Source organism: Streptomyces sp. NBC_01454, from assembly GCF_036227565.1.
Lineage (GTDB): Bacteria > Actinomycetota > Actinomycetes > Streptomycetales > Streptomycetaceae > Streptomyces.
This window is the reverse complement of the sequence record NZ_CP109460.1, coordinates 6,799,402-6,818,706: the sequence shown is the minus strand read 5'-3', so window position 1 is coordinate 6,818,706 and position 19,305 is coordinate 6,799,402. Positions and strand designations below refer to the sequence as shown.

20 protein-coding genes and 1 tRNA gene are annotated in these 19,305 nt (G+C 72.4%); 6 read left to right on the top strand and 15 right to left on the bottom strand.

From position 1 onward, the window contains the following. Positions 1–130 precede the first annotated feature (130 nt). The 3 genes from argH to OIU81_RS30125 all read right to left on the bottom strand — a co-directional run bounded on the left by argH (position 131) and on the right by OIU81_RS30125 (position 3,423). The gene (argH, locus tag OIU81_RS30135) at positions 131–1,573 is read right to left on the bottom strand and encodes an argininosuccinate lyase (protein ID WP_329152871.1); all 1,443 of its coding nucleotides are present in this window, start codon (positions 1,571–1,573) and stop codon (positions 131–133) included. Positions 1,574–1,723: 150 nt separating this feature from the next. Further along, positions 1,724–2,917 (bottom strand): argininosuccinate synthase, encoded by a 1,194-nt coding sequence (locus tag OIU81_RS30130; RefSeq protein ID WP_329152869.1) that lies wholly within the window; start codon positions 2,915–2,917, stop codon positions 1,724–1,726. Between the two features lie 128 nt (positions 2,918–3,045). Continuing rightward, positions 3,046–3,423: a DUF488 domain-containing protein gene (locus OIU81_RS30125; RefSeq protein WP_329152867.1), complete on the bottom strand. Its 378-nt coding sequence runs from the start codon at positions 3,421–3,423 to the stop codon at positions 3,046–3,048. Positions 3,424–3,565: 142 nt separating this feature from the next. On the opposite strand from OIU81_RS30125, the gene OIU81_RS30120 reads away from it, so the two are divergent. Beyond that, positions 3,566–3,639, top strand: a tRNA-Pro gene (locus OIU81_RS30120). Positions 3,640–3,816: 177 nt separating this feature from the next. On the opposite strand, the gene OIU81_RS30115 is transcribed toward OIU81_RS30120, so the two are convergent. From OIU81_RS30115 to OIU81_RS30085, 7 genes are all read right to left on the bottom strand, one after another. Continuing rightward, complete coding sequence (locus OIU81_RS30115; RefSeq protein WP_329152865.1) at positions 3,817–4,893, bottom strand: mechanosensitive ion channel family protein; 1,077 nt, start codon at positions 4,891–4,893, stop codon at positions 3,817–3,819. A 262-nt stretch (positions 4,894–5,155) separates the two neighbouring features. Continuing rightward, the gene (locus OIU81_RS30110; RefSeq protein WP_329152863.1) at positions 5,156–5,698 is read right to left on the bottom strand and encodes an arginine repressor; all 543 of its coding nucleotides are present in this window, start codon (positions 5,696–5,698) and stop codon (positions 5,156–5,158) included. 8 nt (positions 5,699–5,706) lie between these two features. Then, complete coding sequence (locus OIU81_RS30105) at positions 5,707–6,942, bottom strand: acetylornithine transaminase (RefSeq protein ID WP_329152861.1); 1,236 nt, start codon at positions 6,940–6,942, stop codon at positions 5,707–5,709. Further along, positions 6,939–7,886: an acetylglutamate kinase gene (gene argB / locus OIU81_RS30100; RefSeq protein ID WP_329152859.1), complete on the bottom strand. Its 948-nt coding sequence runs from the start codon at positions 7,884–7,886 to the stop codon at positions 6,939–6,941. Before argB ends, OIU81_RS30105 begins: the two co-directional genes overlap by 4 nt. 94 nt (positions 7,887–7,980) lie before the next feature. Then, positions 7,981–9,159: a bifunctional glutamate N-acetyltransferase/amino-acid acetyltransferase ArgJ gene (gene argJ, locus OIU81_RS30095; RefSeq protein WP_329152857.1), complete on the bottom strand. Its 1,179-nt coding sequence runs from the start codon at positions 9,157–9,159 to the stop codon at positions 7,981–7,983. 82 nt (positions 9,160–9,241) lie between these two features. Then, complete coding sequence (gene argC, locus OIU81_RS30090) at positions 9,242–10,270, bottom strand: N-acetyl-gamma-glutamyl-phosphate reductase (protein ID WP_329152854.1); 1,029 nt, start codon at positions 10,268–10,270, stop codon at positions 9,242–9,244. 164 nt (positions 10,271–10,434) lie between these two features. Then, a complete protein-coding gene (locus OIU81_RS30085; RefSeq protein ID WP_329152852.1) occupies positions 10,435–11,283 on the bottom strand; it encodes a helix-turn-helix transcriptional regulator in 849 nt (282 codons plus the stop codon). Positions 11,284–11,384: 101 nt separating this feature from the next. On the opposite strand from OIU81_RS30085, the gene OIU81_RS30080 reads away from it, so the two are divergent. Next, complete coding sequence (locus OIU81_RS30080) at positions 11,385–12,098, top strand: SDR family NAD(P)-dependent oxidoreductase (protein WP_329152850.1); 714 nt, start codon at positions 11,385–11,387, stop codon at positions 12,096–12,098. A 131-nt stretch (positions 12,099–12,229) separates the two neighbouring features. Here the strand turns inward: OIU81_RS30080 and OIU81_RS30075 are convergent, their stop codons facing one another. Both OIU81_RS30075 and OIU81_RS30070 read right to left on the bottom strand, forming a co-directional pair. Further along, positions 12,230–13,612, bottom strand: coding sequence for a flavin monoamine oxidase family protein (locus OIU81_RS30075; RefSeq protein WP_329152848.1), 1,383 nt, complete (start codon positions 13,610–13,612; stop codon positions 12,230–12,232). Positions 13,613–13,838: 226 nt separating this feature from the next. Then, positions 13,839–14,240 carry a DUF5997 family protein gene (locus OIU81_RS30070; RefSeq protein ID WP_329152847.1) on the bottom strand — a complete coding sequence of 134 codons (402 nt, stop codon included), beginning with the start codon at positions 14,238–14,240 and terminating at the stop codon, positions 13,839–13,841. A gap of 58 nt (positions 14,241–14,298) precedes the next feature. Between OIU81_RS30070 and OIU81_RS30065 the strand changes: the two genes are divergently transcribed. Next, a complete protein-coding gene (locus tag OIU81_RS30065; protein WP_329152846.1) occupies positions 14,299–15,096 on the top strand; it encodes a LysR family transcriptional regulator substrate-binding protein in 798 nt (265 codons plus the stop codon). 84 nt (positions 15,097–15,180) lie between these two features. Here the strand turns inward: OIU81_RS30065 and OIU81_RS30060 are convergent, their stop codons facing one another. Then, on the bottom strand, positions 15,181–15,372 hold the full coding sequence (locus tag OIU81_RS30060) for a DUF1059 domain-containing protein (RefSeq protein WP_329152845.1): 192 nt from the start codon (positions 15,370–15,372) through the stop codon (positions 15,181–15,183). Positions 15,373–15,544: 172 nt separating this feature from the next. Here OIU81_RS30060 and OIU81_RS30055 point away from each other — a divergent pair, with 172 nt between their 5' ends. From OIU81_RS30055 to OIU81_RS30045, 3 genes are all read left to right on the top strand, one after another. Continuing rightward, positions 15,545–16,633, top strand: coding sequence for a class I SAM-dependent methyltransferase (locus OIU81_RS30055; RefSeq protein WP_329152844.1), 1,089 nt, complete (start codon positions 15,545–15,547; stop codon positions 16,631–16,633). A gap of 137 nt (positions 16,634–16,770) precedes the next feature. Next, positions 16,771–17,532, top strand: coding sequence for a response regulator transcription factor (locus OIU81_RS30050; RefSeq protein WP_329152842.1), 762 nt, complete (start codon positions 16,771–16,773; stop codon positions 17,530–17,532). Positions 17,533–17,608: 76 nt separating this feature from the next. Continuing rightward, positions 17,609–18,061 carry a YybH family protein gene (locus OIU81_RS30045; protein WP_329152840.1) on the top strand — a complete coding sequence of 151 codons (453 nt, stop codon included), beginning with the start codon at positions 17,609–17,611 and terminating at the stop codon, positions 18,059–18,061. A 29-nt stretch (positions 18,062–18,090) separates the two neighbouring features. Here the strand turns inward: OIU81_RS30045 and OIU81_RS30040 are convergent, their stop codons facing one another. Both OIU81_RS30040 and OIU81_RS30035 read right to left on the bottom strand, forming a co-directional pair. Then, complete coding sequence (locus OIU81_RS30040; RefSeq protein WP_329152839.1) at positions 18,091–18,453, bottom strand: DUF4333 domain-containing protein; 363 nt, start codon at positions 18,451–18,453, stop codon at positions 18,091–18,093. Between the two features lie 5 nt (positions 18,454–18,458). Continuing rightward, complete coding sequence (locus OIU81_RS30035) at positions 18,459–19,238, bottom strand: hypothetical protein (protein ID WP_329152837.1); 780 nt, start codon at positions 19,236–19,238, stop codon at positions 18,459–18,461. Positions 19,239–19,305: the final 67 nt, after the last annotated feature.

Here is a 19,305-nt window from a genome sequence, read left to right as displayed (position 1 = left end):
TCACGCCCTCGCCTTCCCTGCCGTGGTCCCGCACCGACGGGGGGGGGTGGCCCCCACTCCCCCGCGGCAACGACGGCGGCCCGCCCCCGGTCTCTCCCGGGGGCGGGCCGCCGTCGTACGCCTCGGAGGGCTAGGACCGCTTCAGGGGCCGCTTGGCCGCCGCCCACTCCTGCTGCCCGACCAGATCGGCCCGCACCTCGGCGAGCTGGACCGCCACCGCCGAGGGAGCGGTGCCGCCGCGGCCGCTGCGTGCGGCAAGCGCACCCTGGACGTTCAGCACACCGCGCACCTCCGGGGTCAGATGCGGCGAGATCTTCGCGAACTGCTCATCGGTGAGCTGGTCCAGCTCGATGCCGTGCGCCTCGCACTCCTTGACGCACTCCCCCGCGACCTCGTGCGCCACCCGGAACGGCACGCCCTGCTTGACCAGCCACTCCGCGATGTCGGTGGCCAGCGAGAAACCGGCCGGGGCCAGCTCCTCCATGCGCTCACGGTTGACCGTCAGGGTCGCCATCATGCCGGTGAACGCCGGGAGCAGCACCTCCAGTTGGTCGCAGGAGTCGAAGACCGGCTCCTTGTCCTCCTGGAGGTCGCGGTTGTACGCGAGCGGCAGCGCCTTGAGCGTGGCCAGCAGCCCGGTCAGATTGCCGATGAGGCGGCCGGACTTGCCCCGCGCCAGCTCCGCGATGTCCGGGTTCTTCTTCTGCGGCATGATCGACGAGCCGGTCGAGAAGGCGTCGTGCAGGGTCACGAAGGAGAACTCCTTCGTGTTCCAGAGGATGATCTCCTCCGCGATCCGCGAGAGGTTGACCCCGGCCATCGCCGTGATGAAGGCGAATTCGGCGACGAAGTCACGCGAGGCCGTGCCGTCGATGGAGTTGCCGGCCGAGCCGTGCTCGAAGCCGAGGTCGGCGGCGACCGCCTCCGGGTCGAGGCCGAGCGAGGATCCGGCCAGCGCGCCCGAGCCGTACGGGGAGACGGCGGTGCGGTCGTCCCACTGCCGCAGCCGCTCCGCGTCCCGCGACAGCGACTGCACATGCGCCAGGACGTGGTGGGCGAAGAGCACCGGCTGGGCGTGCTGAAGGTGGGTGCGGCCCGGCATCGCGACGTCCGGGTGGGCCTCGGCAAGGCCGATCAGCGCCTCCTGGAGGTCGGCGAGCAGCCCGCCGATGATCCGGGCGTGGTCGCGCAGGTACATCCGGAAGAGCGTGGCGACCTGGTCGTTGCGCGACCGGCCGGCCCGCAGCTTGCCGCCGAGGTCCGGGCCGAGCCGCTCCAGCAGACCCCGCTCCAGGGCGGAGTGGACGTCCTCATCGGCGACGGTGCCGGTGAACGAGCCGTCGGCGACATCGGCTTCGAGCCGGTCGAGCCCGGCGAGCATCCGGGTCAGCTCGTCCTCGGTGAGCAGGCCCGCCGTGTGGAGCGCACGGGCGTGCGCGCGGGAGCCGGCGATGTCGTACGGGGCCAGCCGCCAGTCGAAGTGGACCGACGCCGACAGCTGGGCCAGGGCCTCGGCGGGTCCGTCGGCGAAACGGCCGCCCCAGAGCCGGACGTCACCGCTGTTGCTGCTCACTGCTGCTCCTCAAGGCTGCTGTGACGGGCATTCCGGGACACAACCCGGGCCCCCTGTGCCGCCTCCCCCAAGGTCTTGAGGACCAGGGGGGACCCCCACCCCACCGCGAGGGCAGGGGGGCGGCGCTTGTACGAAGGTAACGAGGCGGGATCAGGCCAGGTCGCGCTTGGCCGCAATCTTGCTCGACATTCCGAAGAGCTCGATGAAGCCCTTCGACAGCGACTGGTCGAAGGTGTCGCCGGTGTCGTACGTCGCCAGGTTGAAGTCATAGAGCGACTTGTCGGACTTCCGGCCGGTGACGACCGCGCGGCCGCCGTGCAGAGTCATCCGGATGTCGCCGCTGACCTGCTGGTTGGCCTCGTTGATGAAGCCGTCCAGGGCGCGCTTGAGCGGGGAGAACCACAGGCCGTCGTAGACCAGCTCGCCCCAGCGCTGCTCGACCTGCCGCTTGTAGCGGGCCAGTTCGCGCTCGACGGTGACGCTCTCCAGCTCCTGGTGCGCGGTGATCAGCGCGATGGCGCCGGGCGCCTCGTACACCTCGCGGGACTTGATGCCGACCAGCCGGTCCTCGACCATGTCGATCCGGCCGATGCCCTGGGCGCCGGCCCGCTCGTTGAGCTGCTGGATGGCCTGGAGGACGGTGACGGGCTTGCCGTCGATGGCGACCGGGACACCCTCCTTGAAGGAGATGATGACCTCGTCGGCCTCCCGCTGGGTGGCGGGGTTCTCCGTGTACTCGTACACGTCCTCGATCGGCGCGTTCCAGATGTCCTCCAGGAAGCCGGTCTCCACGGCCCGCCCGAAGACGTTCTGGTCGATGGAGTACGGCGACTTCTTGGTGGTCGCGATCGGGAGGTTCTTCTCCTCGCAGAAGGCGATCGCCTTGTCCCGGGTCATCGCGTAGTCACGGACCGGGGCGATGCACTTCAGGTCGGGGGCGAGGGAGGAGATACCGGCCTCGAAGCGGACCTGGTCGTTGCCCTTGCCGGTGCAGCCGTGGGCGACGGTGGTGGCGCCGTGCTTCTTGGCGGCGGCGACCAGGTGCTTGACGATGGTCGGCCGGGAGAGCGCGGAGACCAGCGGGTAGCGGTCCATGTACAGGGCATTGGCCTTGATCGCCGGGAGGCAGTACTCGTCGGCGAATTCGTCCTTGGCATCCGCGACCTCGGCCTCGACCGCGCCGCAGGCAAGCGCACGCTTGCGGATGACGTCCAGGTCCTCGCCGCCCTGGCCGACGTCCACGGCAACGGCGATGACCTCGGCGCCCGTCTCCTCGGCGATCCAGCCGATACAGACGGAGGTGTCCAGGCCGCCCGAGTAGGCGAGTACGACGCGCTCGGTCACGGGTTTCTCCTTACGGTGCATACGCTGATGGGTATAAGTATGCACTCCACCGTATGTTTCGTCAACGCATCGGAGAACTTGCAGGTCAGCGGCGTGTCGACGGTGTGGCGCGAGGCCTTAGATAGATTTCAGAGGTCCTCCTGGAGCACCTCGGCGAGCACTGCCGCATGACTGGAGGAGGCATCCTTCGTGGCCGTCAGCAGCGTCAGCGGCCCCTCGGCGGCGAGCCCCCGCAGTCGCTCCAGCGCCTCCTGGGCGCCCTCCTGCGCCAGCTCCGCGCGATAGCGCTCGGCGAAACGCTCGAACCGCTCCCCCCGATGGCCGTACCAGCGCCGCAGCTCGGTCGAGGGCGCCACGTCCTTGCACCACTCGGTGAGCTGCGCGTCCGCCTTGGACAGCCCGCGCGGCCAGAGCCGGTCGATCAGCACCCGCGCCCCGTCCGCCGGCTCCGGCGTCTCGTACACCCGGCGCACCCGGAGGACGTCCTTCGGGGATATTTCACCCATACCTCATCGAACCACGGGCTCAAGCCCCCCGCCCGGAGGCCGGGACGCACCACCTGTGGGCCCCGCTTTGGATTCATGGCCCGGGACAGGGTATTTTTCTTCTGCACACCCCGGCCGGGCATCTTCCGGCCGGTACGGGCACCGGGACGTGGCGCAGCTTGGTAGCGCACTTGACTGGGGGTCAAGGGGTCGCAGGTTCAAATCCTGTCGTCCCGACGGTGTTTTTGCAGGTCAAAGGCCGCTTCCGAAGATCGGGAGCGGCCTTTGCCGTGTGCGGTGTCCGCTCCGGTGCGTGCGGGAGCCCGGCCGGGGCCGCGGCGGGCCCGGCCGGGCGGCGGCCGGCCCCGGTCGGCCTACCCGGCTACCCGGCTACCCGCCTGCCCGCCTGCCCGCCTACGGCACCGTGTCCGACAGATCGCGCTGGTGCGGAATCGCGATCTCCTCCGGCTTCTGCAGGGCCACGGTCCGTGCCGGGGAGGGGATCCGGATGCCCTCGTCCCGGTAGCGACGGTGCAGGCGCTTGATGAACTCGTGCTTGATGCGGTACTGGTCGCTGAACTCGCCGACGCCCAGGATCACCGTGAAGCCGATGCGGGAGTCACCGAAGGTGTGGAAGCGGACGGCCGCTTCGTGGTCGGGGTCGCCGCCGTTGACGTCCTTCATCACGCACTCGACGACCTCGGTGGTGACCCGCTCGACGTGGTCGAGGTCGCTGTCGTAGCCGACCCCCACCTGCACCAGGATCGTCAACTTCTGTTCCGGACGGGTGAAGTTGGTCATGTTGGTGCCGGCCAGCTGGGCGTTGGAGATGATCACCAGGTTGTTGGAGAGCTGACGCACCACGGTGTTGCGCCAGTTGACGTCGACGACATAGCCCTCCTCCCCGCTGCTGAGCCGGATGTAGTCGCCGGGCTGCACCGTCTTGGAGGCGAGGATGTGCACGCCCGCGAAGAGGTTGGCGAGGGTGTCCTGGAGTGCCAGGGCGACCGCGAGGCCGCCCACGCCGAGCGCGGTCAGCAGCGGGGCGATGGAGATGCCCAGGGTCTGCAGGACGACGAGGAAACCCATCGCCAGGACGATGATGCGGGTGATGTTGGCGAAGATGGTCGCCGAGCCGGCCACCCCGGAGCGGGACTGCGCAAGGGACTTCACCAGCCCGGTGATCACCCGGGCCGCGGTGAGCGTGACGACCAGGATGAGCAGCACGGTCAGCGTCCGGTTGACGGTGTGTCCGATCACCGGTGTCAGCGGCAGGGCGGCGGTCGCCGCCGCCAGCCCGCCGGCGACCGCGCCCCAGGGCACCACGGCCCGCAGGGCGTCGACGAGGACATCGTCCCCGCTCCACCGGGTGCGCAGCGCGTGTTTGCCCAGCCACCGCAGGACAACGCGCAGCAGCAGTCCGGCCACGATGCCGGCGGCCAGCGCCGCTCCGGCCACGATCAGGTCGTGCAGTGTCACAGCGCGGTTCACCGGCCGGCTCCTCCCGCGACCGGAAGGAGCGGCCCTGCTATGAACCCGATGTGATGTCTCGTCACCATGCCACCTGCTTGTCTCTAGGGCTGCGAAGGCGCCGGGACATCCGTGGACGTCCCGGCGCGAACTGCCATCCTGCCGTATGAGGTTCGGCAGGCAGCGGGTGGCTCGGGTGGATTGCACGCACGGCCGCCGACCGCGGCGGGGCGGGGCACTCCGGGTGGTGACGAAGGGCGCCGGGGAGCGTCGCGGGGCAGCCTCAGTGCGCCTTCTGCGCCAGCCGCAGCAGATGGTCGGCGAGGGCCTGGCCGCCCGCCGGGTCGCGGCTGATGAGCATCAGGGTGTCGTCGCCGGCGATGGTGCCGAGGATGTCGTGCAGCTCGGCCTGGTCGATGGCCGAGGCCAGGAACTGGGCGGCGCCCGGCGGGGTGCGCAGGACAACGAGGTTGGCGGAGGCCTCGGCGGAGATGAGGAGTTCGCCGGAGAGGCGGCGCATCCGCTCCTCCTTGGCCGACTCGCCCAGCGGCGCCCGCGGCTTGCGGTCGCCGCCCTCGCTGGGCACCGCGTAGATCAGCTCACCACCGGTGTTGCGGATCTTCACCGCGCCCAGCTCGTCCAGGTCGCGCGAGAGCGTCGCCTGGGTGACGGACAGGCCGTCGTCGGCGAGCAGCTTGGCGAGCTGGCTCTGGGAGCGGACCGGCAGCCGGTTGAGGATGTCCACGATCCGGCGGTGGCGGGCGGTGCGGGTCTGCGGTACGGCCTGGCCGCCGTTGAGCGACTCGTTGTCCTGCGGCTCGGTCATCGTTGTCGTCAGTCTCCGGCTCGTCGTTCCCCGTCGGCCCCTTGGCGGGCCGTGTTGAGGACGGCGGGCAGCTTCCGGAGGAACTCATCCGCTTCGTCGTCGGAGACGATCAGCGGCGGGGCGAGCCGGACGACGTCCGGCGCGACCGCGTTCACCAGGAGGCCCGCGTCCTGAGCCGCCTGCTGCACCTGCGGCGCGAGCGACTCCGTCAAGACGATACCCAGGAGCAGCCCCGCACCGCGGACCTGCCCGACCAAGGGGTGCCCCAGGGCCTCGGTCCCCTCGCGCAGCCGCTCGCCGACGCGCTTGACGTGGTCGAGGATGCCGTCCTTCTCGATGGTGTCCAGGACGGCCAGGGCGCCGGCACAGACGACCGGGTTGCCGCTGAACGTCGACCCGTGCGAACCGGGGGTGAGCAGGTCGGCGGCAGGGCCGAAGGCGAGGGTGGCGCCGATGGGGAGGCCGCCGCCCAGGCCCTTGGCGAGGGTGACAATGTCCGCCTCGACGCCCTGGGCCCGGGACTCCAGCCAGTGTCCGGTCCGGCCGATGCCGGTCTGGATCTCGTCGAGGACCAGCAGGGTGCCGGTGGCGGCGGTGATCTCGCGGGCGGCCTGGAGATAGCCGGGCGGGGGCACGACGACACCGTTCTCGCCCTGGACGGGCTCCAGGATGACGAAGGCGGTGTCGGTGGTGACGGCGGCGCGGAGGGCCTCGGTGTCGCCGTACGGGACGTGGTCGACGTCGCCGGGCAGCGGGGCGAACGGGGCCTGCTTGCCGGGCTGGCCGGTGAGCGCGAGGGCGCCCATGGTGCGGCCGTGGAATCCGCCGGCCGTGGAGACCATGTGGGTGCGTCCGGTCAGCCGGCCGATCTTGAAGGCGGCCTCGTTGGCCTCGGCGCCGGAGTTGGAGAAGTAGACCCGGCCGGGCCGCCCGGCCAGCGCGAGCAGCCGCTCGGCCAGGGCGACGGTGGGCTCGCTGACGAAGAAGTTGGAGACATGGCCGAGCGTGGCGACCTGGTCGGAGACCGCGCGCACCACCGCGGGGTGGGCATGGCCGAGGGAGTTGACCGCGATGCCGCCGAGGAAGTCGAGGTACTCCTTGCCGTCGGCGTCCCACACCCTGGCGCCCTCGCCGCGTACGAGCGGGACGCGGGGGGTGCCGAAGTTGTCCATCATGGCGCCCTGCCAGCGCCCGGTGAGGCCCGCGTTGGTCACCGGACCGTGGCCGTGTGCCGCCTCGCTCATGTCGCCCCCTCGATCGTGTTCGCGTCCGGCACGACCATCGTGCCGATTCCTTCGTCGGTGAAGATCTCCAGCAGGATCGCGTGCTGGACCCGCCCGTCGATGACCCGGGCGGTGTGCACGCCGTTGCGGACGGCGTGCAGACAGCCGCGCATCTTGGGGACCATGCCGCTGGCCAGGTCGGGCAGCAGCTTCTCCAGTTCCGTGGCGGTGAGGCGGGAGATCACCTCGTCGCTGTTCGGCCAGTCCTCGTAGAGGCCCTCGACGTCGGTGAGGACCATCAGGGTCTCGGCGCCGAGGGCCGCGGCGAGTGCGGCCGCGGCGGTGTCGGCGTTGACGTTGAAGATGCCGGACGCCCCGGAGGCTCCTGCGGCCGCGGAAGCTGAGTCCTCCTCGTCGCTGCTGCGGGCGATGGAGGAGATGACCGGGATCCGGCCGTCGTCCAGGAGCGCGTGGACCGCGCCGGGGTCGATGGCGGTGATCTCGCCGACCCGGCCGATGTCCACCCGCTCCCCGTCGATGTCGGCGTAGTGCTTGGTGGCCGCCATCAGATGGGCGTCCTCGCCGGTCATGCCGACGGCGAGCGGGCCGTGCTCGTTGAGCAGCCCGACCAGCTCCCGCTGCACCTGACCGGCCAGCACCATCCGTACGACGTTCATCGCCTCGGGCGTGGTGACCCGCAGGCCGCCCTTGAACTCCGACTCCAGACCGAGCAGCTGGAGCTGGGCGCTGATCTGCGGGCCGCCGCCGTGCACGACGACGGGGCGCAGCCCGGCGTGCCGCAGGAAGACCACGTCCTGGGCGAAGGCGCGCTTGAGCTCCTCGTCGATCATGGCGTTGCCACCGAACTTGATGACGACGGTCTTGCCGTGGTGCCGGGTCAGCCAGGGCAGCGCCTCGATGAGGGTGCGCGCCTTGGGAAGTGCGGTGTGCTTGCGGGTGCTCATGCCGGTCCGGCCTCGTTTCTCCCCCACGCTTCGCGCGGGAGGTACCCCCGGGCGGACTGTGCACACAGCGCGCGCCGGAGCCTCGGGTGCGCGCTCATGACGCGTACGCGCTGTTCTCGTGGACGTAATCGGCGGTGAGGTCGTTGGCCCAGATGACCGCGGACTCGGTGCCGGCGGCGAGGTCGGCGGTGATCCGCACCTCCCGGTAGCGCATGTCGACCAGGTCGCGGTCCTCGCCCACCGAGCCGTTCTTGCAGACCCAGATGTCGTTGATGGCGACGTTCAGCTGGTCGGGTTCGAAGACGGCGGACGTGGTGCCGATGGCCGAGAGCACCCGGCCCCAGTTGGGGTCCTCGCCGTGCAGGGCGCACTTGAGGAGGTTGTTGCGGGCGATCGAGCGGCCGACCTCCACCGCGTCGTCCTCGCTGGCCGCGCCGACGACCTCGATCCGGATGTCCTTGCTGGCGCCCTCGGCGTCCCCGATCAGCTGCCGGGCGAGGTCGGCGCAGACGGTGCGCACCGCCTCGGCGAAGTCGCCGGTGTCCGGCACGGTGCCGGAGGCGCCGGAGGCCAGCAGCAGCACCGTGTCATTGGTCGACATGCAGCCGTCGGAGTCGACCCGGTCGAAGGTGGTGCGGGTGGCCGCGCGCAGCGCCGCGTCGAGCTCGGCCGACGGCAGATCGGCGTCGGTGGTCAGCACCACGAGCATGGTGGCCAGGCCCGGGGCGAGCATGCCGGCGCCCTTGGCCATCCCTCCCACGGTCCAGTTGTCCTGGCTCACCTGCGCCGTCTTGTGCACGCTGTCGGTGGTCTTGATGGCGATGGCGGCCTTCTCGCCGCCGTGCGGGGTGAGTTGGGCGACCGCCTTGTCGACGCCGGGCAGCAGCTTGTCCATCGGCAGCGTGACGCCGATCAGGCCCGTCGAGCACACGGCGATCAGGCCCGCCTGGTGCCCGCCGGTCTCGTCGTACCCCGCGGTGTTCAGCGACTCGGCGACCTTCTCCGCGGTGGCGTGGGTGTCCTGGAAGCCCTTCGGGCCCGTACAGGCATTGGCGCCACCGGAGTTGAGGACGACGGCGGACAGCTCTCCGCTCTTCAGCACCTGTTCCGACCAGAGCACCGGCGCCGCCTTGACGCGGTTGGAGGTGAAGACACCGGCGGCAGCGCTCCGGGGCCCGGTGTTCACCACGAGGGCCAGGTCCGGGTTGCCATTCGCCTTGATCCCGGCCGCGATGCCCGCCGCCGTGAATCCCTGTGCTGCCGTGACGCTCACTGCGTGTCCTCCGTCGTTGTTCCGGCCCCGCCGGTCCTGCCCAGCTGTCCCTGCCCCTGCCCCTGCTCCCGGTCCACGGAGGTCACGGGGCGACCCCGACCTTCGGCAGGCCCGTCTCCTCGGGGAGTCCCAGGGCGAGGTTCATGCTCTGCACCGCGCCGCCCGCGGTCCCCTTGGTGAGGTTGTCGAGGGCGCTGATCGCGATGATGCGGCCGGCCGCGGCATCGAGGGTCACCTGGATCTGCGCGGTGTTGGAGCCGTACACGGAGGCGGTCGACGGCCACTGGCCCTCGGGCAGCAGCCGCACGAACGGCTCGTCGGCCAGCGCCTTGTCGTACGCGGCCCGTACGGCGGCGGCGTCCACACCGGGCTTCGCCCGGGCCGAGCAGGTGGCGAGGATGCCGCGGGACATGGGGGCGAGGGTCGGGGTGAAGGAGACCCCGACACGCTCGCCGGCCACCGCACTGAGGTTCTGGATCATCTCGGGGGTGTGCCGGTGCCCGCCGCCGACGCCGTACGGGCTCATCGCGCCCATGACCTCGGAACCCAGCAGATGCGGTTTGAGCGCCTTGCCGGCGCCGGAGGTGCCGGTGGCCGCCACGATGACGGCCTCGGGCTCGGCGAGCCGGTCCGCGTAGGCGGGGAACAGTGCGAGCGAGACGGCGGTCGGGTAGCAGCCCGGGACCGCGATGCGCCGCGTCCCCTGGAGCGCGGCGCGGCCCCCGGGCAGCTCGGGAAGCCCGTACGGCCAGGTGCCCGCGTGGCCCGTGCCGTAGAACGCCTCCCAGTCCGCGGCGTCGGTGAGCCGGAAGTCGGCTCCGCAGTCGACGACCAGCACCTCGGGCCCGAGCTCCTCGGCGACCGCGGCGGACTGCCCGTGCGGCAGCGCGAGAAAGACGACATCGTGCCCGGCCAGGACCTCGGCGGTGGTCGGCGCCAGCTCCCGGTCGGCCAGCGGAAGCAGCTGCGGCTGCAGCGCCCCCAGACGCTGCCCCGCGTGGGAGTACCCGGTCACCGCGCCGATCTCCACCTCCGGATGCCCCAGAAGCAGACGCAGCACCTCACCCCCCGCGTACCCACTCGCCCCGGCCACTGCCGCTCGCACCGTCATGGACCCTCCTTGTTCATGGCATGACTATACGGATAGCGGCAGGGTTATGCAATGAGGTGGGGTGGTCCCCGCCCGGAGTCCGGCACACCCCCGTCCGGACACCGGTGCCGCCGGCCGCATCGAGGCGGGTCGAGGCGGGTCGAGGCCGTAGCCGGCGGGACGCTTCAGGTGCCGGGGCCGACGAGGTCCTGGGTGCCGAGGACGGTCAGGAGGGCGAGGCGTTCGGCGTCCTCGGTGCCGGGCTCGACGGTGTAGACCATGATCCGCAGGTCGCTGCCCGCCACCGTGAGGACGTCGCAGTCCAGCGTCACGGGCCCGACCCGCGGATGGTCGATCGTCTTGCGCGTGGCCTCGCGACGGCCGGCGGCACCCGCGTCCCACAGCTCGGCGAACCGCTGGCTGCCCGCGCGCAGTTCCGCGATCAGCCGCTGCAACGAACGGTCGGCCGGGTAGCGTTCGGCGGCCGCGCGCAGGTCGGCGACGAGCACGGCTTCGTGGTCGCGCTGAGCCTGCGGCGTGCGGCGGGCGCCGGTGCCGGGACCGAGGAAGTGGCGCCACACGCCGTTGCGTTCGTTGCCGCGCCGGGCGGACGGGTCGCCCATCAGAGCCGCGTACGGGGCGTTGGCCACGAGCAGGGTCCAGCCGGCGTCGAAGACCGCCACGGGCGTCGCCGTCAGCCGGTCCAGCAGCCGCTGGACGCTCGGGGTGAGATACGCGGGCACCGTCTCCGGTCCCGGCGGTGCGAGCCCGGCCAGCCGGAAGAGGTGCGCGCGTTCCTCCGTGGACAGCCGCAGCGCGCGGGCGAGGGCTTCGACGACCTGGGTCGAGGGGTGGGTGGCGCGGCCTTGCTCAAGCCGGGTGACGTAGTCGACGGAGACCCCGGCGAGCATGGCCAACTCCTCGCGGCGCAGGCCGGCCGCGCGCCGCTGCCCGCCGGCCGGCAGCCCGGCGGCCTCGGGTGGGACGCGGTCCCGCCAGCGACGCACCGCCTTGCCGAACTCCGCCGTCGCCATACGGCCAGTGTGCCGCGTCGGCCGCGCCTCTGCCTGGTACCGCCGGTCCCAGGAAGGCGGGACTCCTGGCTGTCCGGGCGGGCGGGACGGAGGGTGGAGGCATGACGACCACACTGATCACAGGAGCGAACAAGGGACTCGGTTTCGAGACCGCCCGCCGGCTCCTCGCCGCGGGCCACACCGTCTACATCGGCAGCCGGAACGCGGCCCGCGGCCGCCGCGCGGCCGGGCAACTGGGCGCGCGGGCACGGTTCGTGCAGCTCGACATCACCGACGACGCGTCCGTCGCGGCCGCGGTGACGACGATCGCGGCCGACGGCGGCCTTGACGTGCTGGTCAACAACGCCGGCATCGAGGCGCGGGGCGAGAACAACACGGTGGCCGGGGCCGCGGACGTCACCGCCGACACGATGCGGGAGGTCTTCGAGACCAACGTCTTCGGCACGGTACGCGTCACGCACGCCTTCCTGCCGCTGCTGCAGCGGTCCACCGCCCCGGTCGTGGTCAACGTCAGCAGCGGCCTGGCCTCGCTCGCACACGCGGCCGAGCCGGGCCACCCGGCCGCCGCCTACCCCGGCATCGCGTACCCGGCATCGAAGACCGTGATCAACATGATCACCGTGCGGTACGCGAAGGCGTTTCCCACCCTGCGGATCAACGCGGTGGAGCCCGGCTTCACCAAGACCGACCTGAACGGGAACACCGGCGTCCAGACGGTCGAAGAGGGCGCCGAGATCATCGTCCGCATGGCACAGGTGGGCCCGGACGGCCCCACCGGCGGGTACGTCGATGCAGCAGGGCCCCTGCCCTGGTAAGCGTCCCGAACACCGGCGATCGGACACCCTGCCCGAGCGTTTCACCTGGCGCTTCCCCGGCTGGGCCGCCCTACCGCCCGCGGGCCGTTCGTCCGGGTCAGCAGGGACGGTTGCGGCAAACCGTCACGGGCTTATCCGCCGACGGGGAGGCGGGCGGGCGACAGTGCGGTCAGGGCTTCCTGGGCGGCTCGCTCGCCGGAGCGTACGGCGCCCTCCATCAGCCCGTGCATATGTGTGGCCGACTCGGTGCTGGCCCAGTGGATCCGGCCGACCGGCGCGCGCAGTGCGCTGCCGTAGGTGGTCAGGGTGCCGGGCGGGAAGTGGCCGATCATCCCGCCCAGCGACCACTGCTGGGCGGACCAGTCGGTCTCCAGGTAGTGGGCGGGGTGGCGGGCCCGGGGGCCGAACCGCTCGGCCAGCGCGTCCAGCCAGATCTCTCGCCGTTCGGCCGGGCCCAGCCGCCCCATGTGCAGGGCTCCGGTGCTGAACGCGTAGCTGCTGAGCACTCCCGGCCGGCCCGCCGGCGGCGTCTGGTCGATGGTGATCGGGACCGGCGACCGGGGCGCGAGTGTCTGCCCCGAGAGGTCCTGTTCGCGCCAGAACGGCTCGGGGTACACCGTGTGCACCCGGATGATCGCCCCTGGCACCACGCGCTGGAGCAGATGACCGCACGCGGTGGGAAGCGGCGGGTCGAAGGCGATCCGCCCCGCCAGCACCGGCGGCGTCGCCACGATCACGCGCTGCGCCCGCACGGTGAGCCCGTCGGAGACGACCGTCACGCAGGTGCCGTCGTGGGTGATCCGCTGCACGGGGCTGGACAGGCGCACCCGTTCCCCCAGCTGCTCGGCCATGCGTCTGGCCAGTTCGGGGACGCCGCCGTCCACGAGGTGGGTCTCGGTCCTGCGGGAGTCGGTGTAGTAGCCGAAGCCGCCGCCGCCACGGGCCAGGGTGAGGGCGCCCAGCAGGGAGACCTCCGCCGGGTCGGCGCAGAACAGCAGATTCATGGTCGATCTGAGCAGCGTGCGGGCGGCGGCCGTGGGCACGTTCAGCGGGTCGGAGAGCCACTGCCCGAGCGTGCGGGCGTCCCACGACCGGGCGCTCCGGGCGCGCCACGGGGCGTCCGCCGGGAGACGCCGCGCCATCAGGTTCAGACGCGCCAGCGCCAGGCCGAGGCCCATCAGTGTCCCTGGTCCGGCGGCGGGGATGCCACCGCGGTAACGGTGATTGACGCCGTCCAGGGACAAGAGGTGCTCGCCCCGCTCGTACTGCGGGTACACCTCGAGTCCCAGTTCCCGGCAGAGCTGGAACATCCGGTCCTGGCCCTTGCCCAGCCAGGTGCCGCCGGCGGATACGACGGTCCCGTCGGGCAGCTCACGGTTCCAGACCCGTCCGCCCACCCGGTCCCTGGCCTCGAGCACCACCACCTCGTGGCCGGCCTGATCCAGTCGTCTCGCAGCGGCGAGACCGGCGAAACCGGCCCCCACCACGCACACGTCCGCCTGCATCTGATCCATGACCCACCTCCACGGCTCAGCGTCACCCACCGGACCCGGCTCCGCCCGGCGAGTGCGCCATAGGGCGGGACGGGTGGGTCGCGGCGGCGACGTGAGGGGTGCGGTGGCAGGGGCGTGGGTGTGCCCGCAGGGGTGCGGGCCAGGGGTGCGGGCGGTGCGGCCTCGGGGCCGGCAGGGCCGCCGTCAGGAGGCTTGCCAGAAGGTCGTCAGGACCGTATCAACGGGGTCACTCGTCCCCCTTCGCGTCCTTCTCCTTCTCCTTGGCCTTCTCCTTGATGCGCACGGTCTCCTTGCGGACCTCGGCCTGGGTGGCGCGTTCCTTCTGCAGCCACTCGGGGAGCTCCTGCTTCAGCGCCTCGATCTGTTCGGTGGTGAGCGCGTCGGTGATACCGCCGCGGGCCAGGCCCGAGATGGAGACGCCGAGCTTCGCCGCGACCACCGGGCGGGGGTGCGGGCCGGTGCGCCGCAGCTCGACCAGCCACTCCGGCGGATCGGCCTGCAGCGCGTTGAGCTCGCTGCGCGAGACGACACCCTCCTGGAACTCGGCGGGTGTGGCCTCGAGGTACACACCCAGCTTCTTTGCCGCGGTCGCGGGCTTCATGGTCTGGGTGGTCTGGTGCGACGTCATGGTGTCCAGGGTAGCGAGCGTGTGCGATACCTCCGACCACGACCGGTAACCTGGCGGCGTGACAGGCTCCGATACACCCCCTTCGTTCCGGCTCGCGTACGTACCGGGCGTGACGCCGGCCAAGTGGGTGCGTATCTGGCACGAGCGGCAGCCCGGCATCCCGCTGACCCTGGTCGCGGTGACCGCCGACGAAGCCTCCGGCACGCTGCGGGACGGCGCCGCCGACGCGGGATTCGTGCGGCTGCCGGTCGACCGGACGGCCTTCAGCGCGATCCCGCTCTACACCGAGACGACGGTGGTCGTGGTCCCGAAGGACCACCTCGTGGCGGCGGTCGACGAGGTGTCCGCCGAGGACCTGGCCGACGACATCGTGCTGCATCCCCTCGACGACACCCTGGAGTGGGAGACCCTCCCGGGCCGGCCCGCGATCGAGCGTCCCGCCACGACCGCGGACGCCATCGAGCTGGTGGCGGCCGGGGTGGGTGTGCTCGTCGTCCCGCAGTCGCTCGCGCGGCTGCACCACCGCAGGGATCTCACCTACCGGCCGGTCACGGACGCCCCGCAGTCGCAGATCGCGCTGTCCTGGCCGGAGGACGCGACCACCGACCTGGTGGAGGACTTCATCGGGATCGTGCGCGGGCGGACCGTCAACAGCACCCGCGGCCGCGGCACCGCCGCAGCGGCGGAGCCGAAGCAGGCCGAGCGGGCGCCGGCCGGTGCGGCACGGCGCAAGCCCGGGGCCGCCAAAGCGGGCGGCAAAGCAGGCGGCAGGAACCCGCGGGGCGGTGCCGGCGGGTCCAAGGGCGGCAAGCCCAACAAGCCCAACAAGCACGGCAAGCCCCGCCGCAGGTCGTAGCCCCGACTGCGGTCGCAGCCCCGGGGCGTGCGGCCCGGCGCGGCGCGCGGCCGCCCCGCGCCGGGCGGGGTATCGCCGTACGGGTCAGGCGTGCTGCGGAACCTCGTCCTTCAGGGCGGCCTTGATCTGTTCCCGCAGTTCGGCGCTGTCCGCGTGGCCGTGGACGGATACCGCGTGCTCGGTGGCGGCGCGGATCACCTCGTCCTCCTCGCCGGCGATGACGAGGCTGCAGTTCATCTCGCTCGGGTGATCCCGGCAGTCGACCTTCTTGCGCATGGTGCACCTCCTCCGCATCCAGTGTGGAAGCCGGTCTCCAGTGGGGGCCGGTCTCCAGTGTCCGCCGGTGCCGTTCCCCCGCCGAATACGGCGAATCCCGTATGGCGCGCGCGGCGGCCGCGCTGCTGCAGTGGAAGGCACCAGGAAGAGCGCACCAGGGAGGTGAGCACGCATGGCGACCTCCGCCGACGTCACACCCGGTGGTGCCCTCGACGAGGAACGGGTGCAGCAGTTCCTGGAGCGAGTGATCTCGGACAGCGCCGCCGCGGTCGCCGGCTTGTGCACCTCGCTCGGCGACCGGCTCGGGCTGTACGCGGCCATGGCCGGTGCCGGACCGCTCACCTCCGCACAGCTCGCCGAACGCACCGGGCTGGCCGAACGCTATGTGCGCGAATGGCTGGCCGCCCAGGTGGCCGGCGAATACGTCCGCTACACGCCCGGCATCGACACCTATCTGCTGCCCGACGAGCACGCCGCCGTCCTGGCGGACCGGGAAGCGCCCACGTACGCGGCCGGTTTCTTCACCCTGCTGCAGGCCCTCTACGCCACGGAGGACGCCCTCGCGGCGGCTTTTCGCACCGGGGAAGGCATCGGCTGGGGGGACCACGGGCCGGAGCTGTTCGCCGGCACCGCGACGTTCTTCCGCCCCGGCTATGCGGCCGCGCTGGTACCGGAGTGGCTGACCGCGCTGGACGGTGTGGTGGAGAAGCTGGAACACGGCGCGCGCGTGGCGGACATCGGATGCGGTTACGGCTACTCCACGGCGCTGATGGCGCAGGCCTTCCCCCGGTCACGGTTCCGGGGCTTCGACTTCCACCGCCCGTCCGTCGAGGCGGCCCGCGGCATCGCGGCCGAGCGCGGACTGGACGACCGGGTCAGCTTCGAGGTCGCCACCGCCCAGGACTTCCCCGGCGAGGACTTCGACCTGATCACGTTCTTCGACTGTCTGCACGACACCGGCGATCCGGGCGGCGCACTGCACCACGCCGAGGAGGCGCTGGCCGACGGCGGGACCTGCATGCTCGTCGAGCCGAACGTCTCGGCGCACGTCGAGGAGAACGCCCACCCCATCGGCCGGGCGATGACCGCCGCTTCGGTCGCCGTCTGCCTGCCGTCCGCGCTGGCCCAGCACGGGCCGCAGGCACTGGGAAACCACGCGGGTGAGGAGGCGATGCGGGAGATCGCCGACGACGCCGGCCTCCACCACTGGCGACTCGCCGCACAGACCCCCGTCAACCGCGTCTATGCCGTCGGGCGCTGAGGCGCCTGACGCACCCGGCCGGTCTTCCCCCGGCCGGCCGGGTGGCCCCGCGCCGCCCGGCGGACACCGCCCGCCGGGCGGCCCTCGCTCGACTGCCCGCGCTTGACTGCCCTCTGCCACCTCGGCACGCTGGACGTATGAGCGCGGCCGCGGAGGCCGGCCTGCGGCGCATTCTCGCCGTCGTGGACCTTCTGATCGATGCCGTCGACGAGGAGTCCCTCGTTCCGGCCCTGCTCCCGCTGCTGCTCACCGCCGTACCGGGCGACAGCATCGTCTGGGCCCCCCGTGCCGGCAGCGCCGACCGCCCGCTCACCCTGCCCGCCGGCCTGCTGACCGACGACATCCGGGAGGCGTTCGCCCGGGAGGCGGCCGCCGACGCCCTCGTCGCCCACACCGCGCGGGGCCCCGGCACCCCGATGCGCCGCTCCACGCTGCAGACCCGCGGTGAGTTCCACGCCCTCGCCGCCTACACCGACGTCTACCGCCCGTGCGGCAGCGAGCATCAGCTGGCGATGTCCTTCCCCGCGGGCCGTGCGGACGGGGTGCCGCGGAAGGTGTGTGTGGCCTTCAGCCGCAGCGGCAGCGGCAGCGACTTCTGCGACGACGACGTGGCGGCCGCCGCGCTGCTGCGCACCCGGCTCGGCCACGTGCTCGGCCGGCTCGCCCCGCCGGTGCCCGCGCCGTGCCCGGTCACCCGCCGCGAGTCCGCCGTCCTCGCCCTGCTCGCCCGGGGCCTGACGAACCAGCAGATCGCCCGCCGGCTGGCGATCAGCCCGCGCACCGTCGACAAGCATCTGGAGCACGCCTACGCCAAGCTCCGGGTGGGCGGCCGCGTCGAGGCGGCGAACGCCTGGCTGACCCGCGGCCCGGCGGCGGCACGGCTCGCGCCGCACCGGTGAATTCCTCCGGCCGCCGGCGTCTACCCGTTGCACGGCGAATCCGGGCGCTTCGGCGCCCGCCGACGGGAGGACCCTCATGACGACCGACAGCGCACGGACGACGGACGAGGAACGGATCCGGGAGGTGCTGGAGGACCGGGCGGCCGCGACAAAGGCCCGGGACGCCCGGCGGTTCCTGTCCCACACCACGCCGGACCTCGTGGAATTCAGCCTGGCGCCGCCGCTGCAGTATCAGGGGCCCCAGGCGCGGGACCCGCAGGCCATCGAGGCCTGGTACGCGACCTGGCAGGGACCGGTCGAGGTGACGCTGACCCAGCTGGAGATCACGGTCGGCGGCGATGTCGCGTTCTGCCACAGCATCAACCAGATGCGCGGGACGAAGGCGGACGGCTTCGAGGTGGAGCTGTGGAGCCGGGCCACCGTCGGACTCCGCAGGATCGACGGCACCTGGAAGATCACGCACGCCCATGACTCGGTGCCGTTCCTGATGGACGGATCGGGGCGGGCGGCGCTGGACCTGAAGCCGTAGCGGGACGGTCGCGGCGGCTTCGGCGCCCGTCAGCGGTGCAGCAGGTGGCGCCGGTAGGTGACCATGTTGTGGCGGACGCGGGTGACCTCGACGGTCAGTTGGCGGTCCAGCCCGATGGGGAAGTGGGCCGTGCAGCGCACCGCGTCGTACGGCACGGGCCGCAGGTCGCCGTAGCAGTGCACCGTGTCGGGCCCGCTGCGGAACGGCAGGGTGAGCTGGCCGCTGAGGGCCCGGGCGATCTCGGTGCGGAGCACGGTGTGGGTGCCGTCGTCGACCTCGCTGGTGGCCTCGCGGTCGTAGAGCCGGACGGCGGTGAACGCCAGCGCACCCGCCGTGACCAGGGCCGTGAGGAGGCCGATGAGGAGGCCGGGCCGGAGCGGGCGGGTGCGCACCGCCGTCAGCTCCGGGTGCCGCGGGCGCCCCGGCGGCGGGCGAGGGCGCCCCAGCCGGCCGCGGCCAACAGCAGCAGACCGCCGGCCGTTGTGGACGTCCGGCCGGTGCCGGCCGCGCCGCCGAGGCCGGTGTCGGCGCCGCCGCGGGGGACGGTGCCGTCGGCGCCCCCGGAGACGATCATGGTGCCGGTGAGGGGCCCCCGGCCGTCACCGGAGTCCTTGCCGCGCCCTCGTGCGGTGTCCCCGGCGTCACCGGCGGCCCCGGCACCGTCGCCGTGATCGGTGCCGCGGTCCGTGCCGTGCTCCGTGCCGTCCTCGGCGCCCTGGCCCGTGCCGTGCTCCGTGCCGTCCTCGGCGCCGTTCCGGCCGGATTCCAGGGCGCTCGGCCGGGCGCCGGCGGTGCCGTCACAGGTGAGGGTGACCGTGTACGCACCGGGCGCCGTGCCCTCCGGGAGGATCGCGGTGCCCTCGGTCCGGCCGCTCAGGGCTGACAGCTGCATCGCGGGGATGTCCGCGTCGCCGAAGGACGCGGTGGCGGAGGCGCCACGGCAGCTGCCGCCGTCGTGGACGGAGAAGGCGGTGCCCGGTGCCACCGGGTCGGGCTGTACGACCACCGCGCCGGGGGTGTCCCGGTCGGCGGGCGCGGCCTGGTTGACGGCGTCGCTCACCGCCCCGCCAACGGCCTCGGTGGCGGCGTCCGTACCGTCGCCGTCGCCGGTGAGCAGGGCGGCCACCACCAGGGCGGCGGCCCCCAGGGCGTACAGCGATATGTGGCGTATGTGCATAACCCGAGACAAGCGCCCGGTCACGCTCCGCGCACCTCGATCGGGCGCCGCACCGGGGGCGAACTGC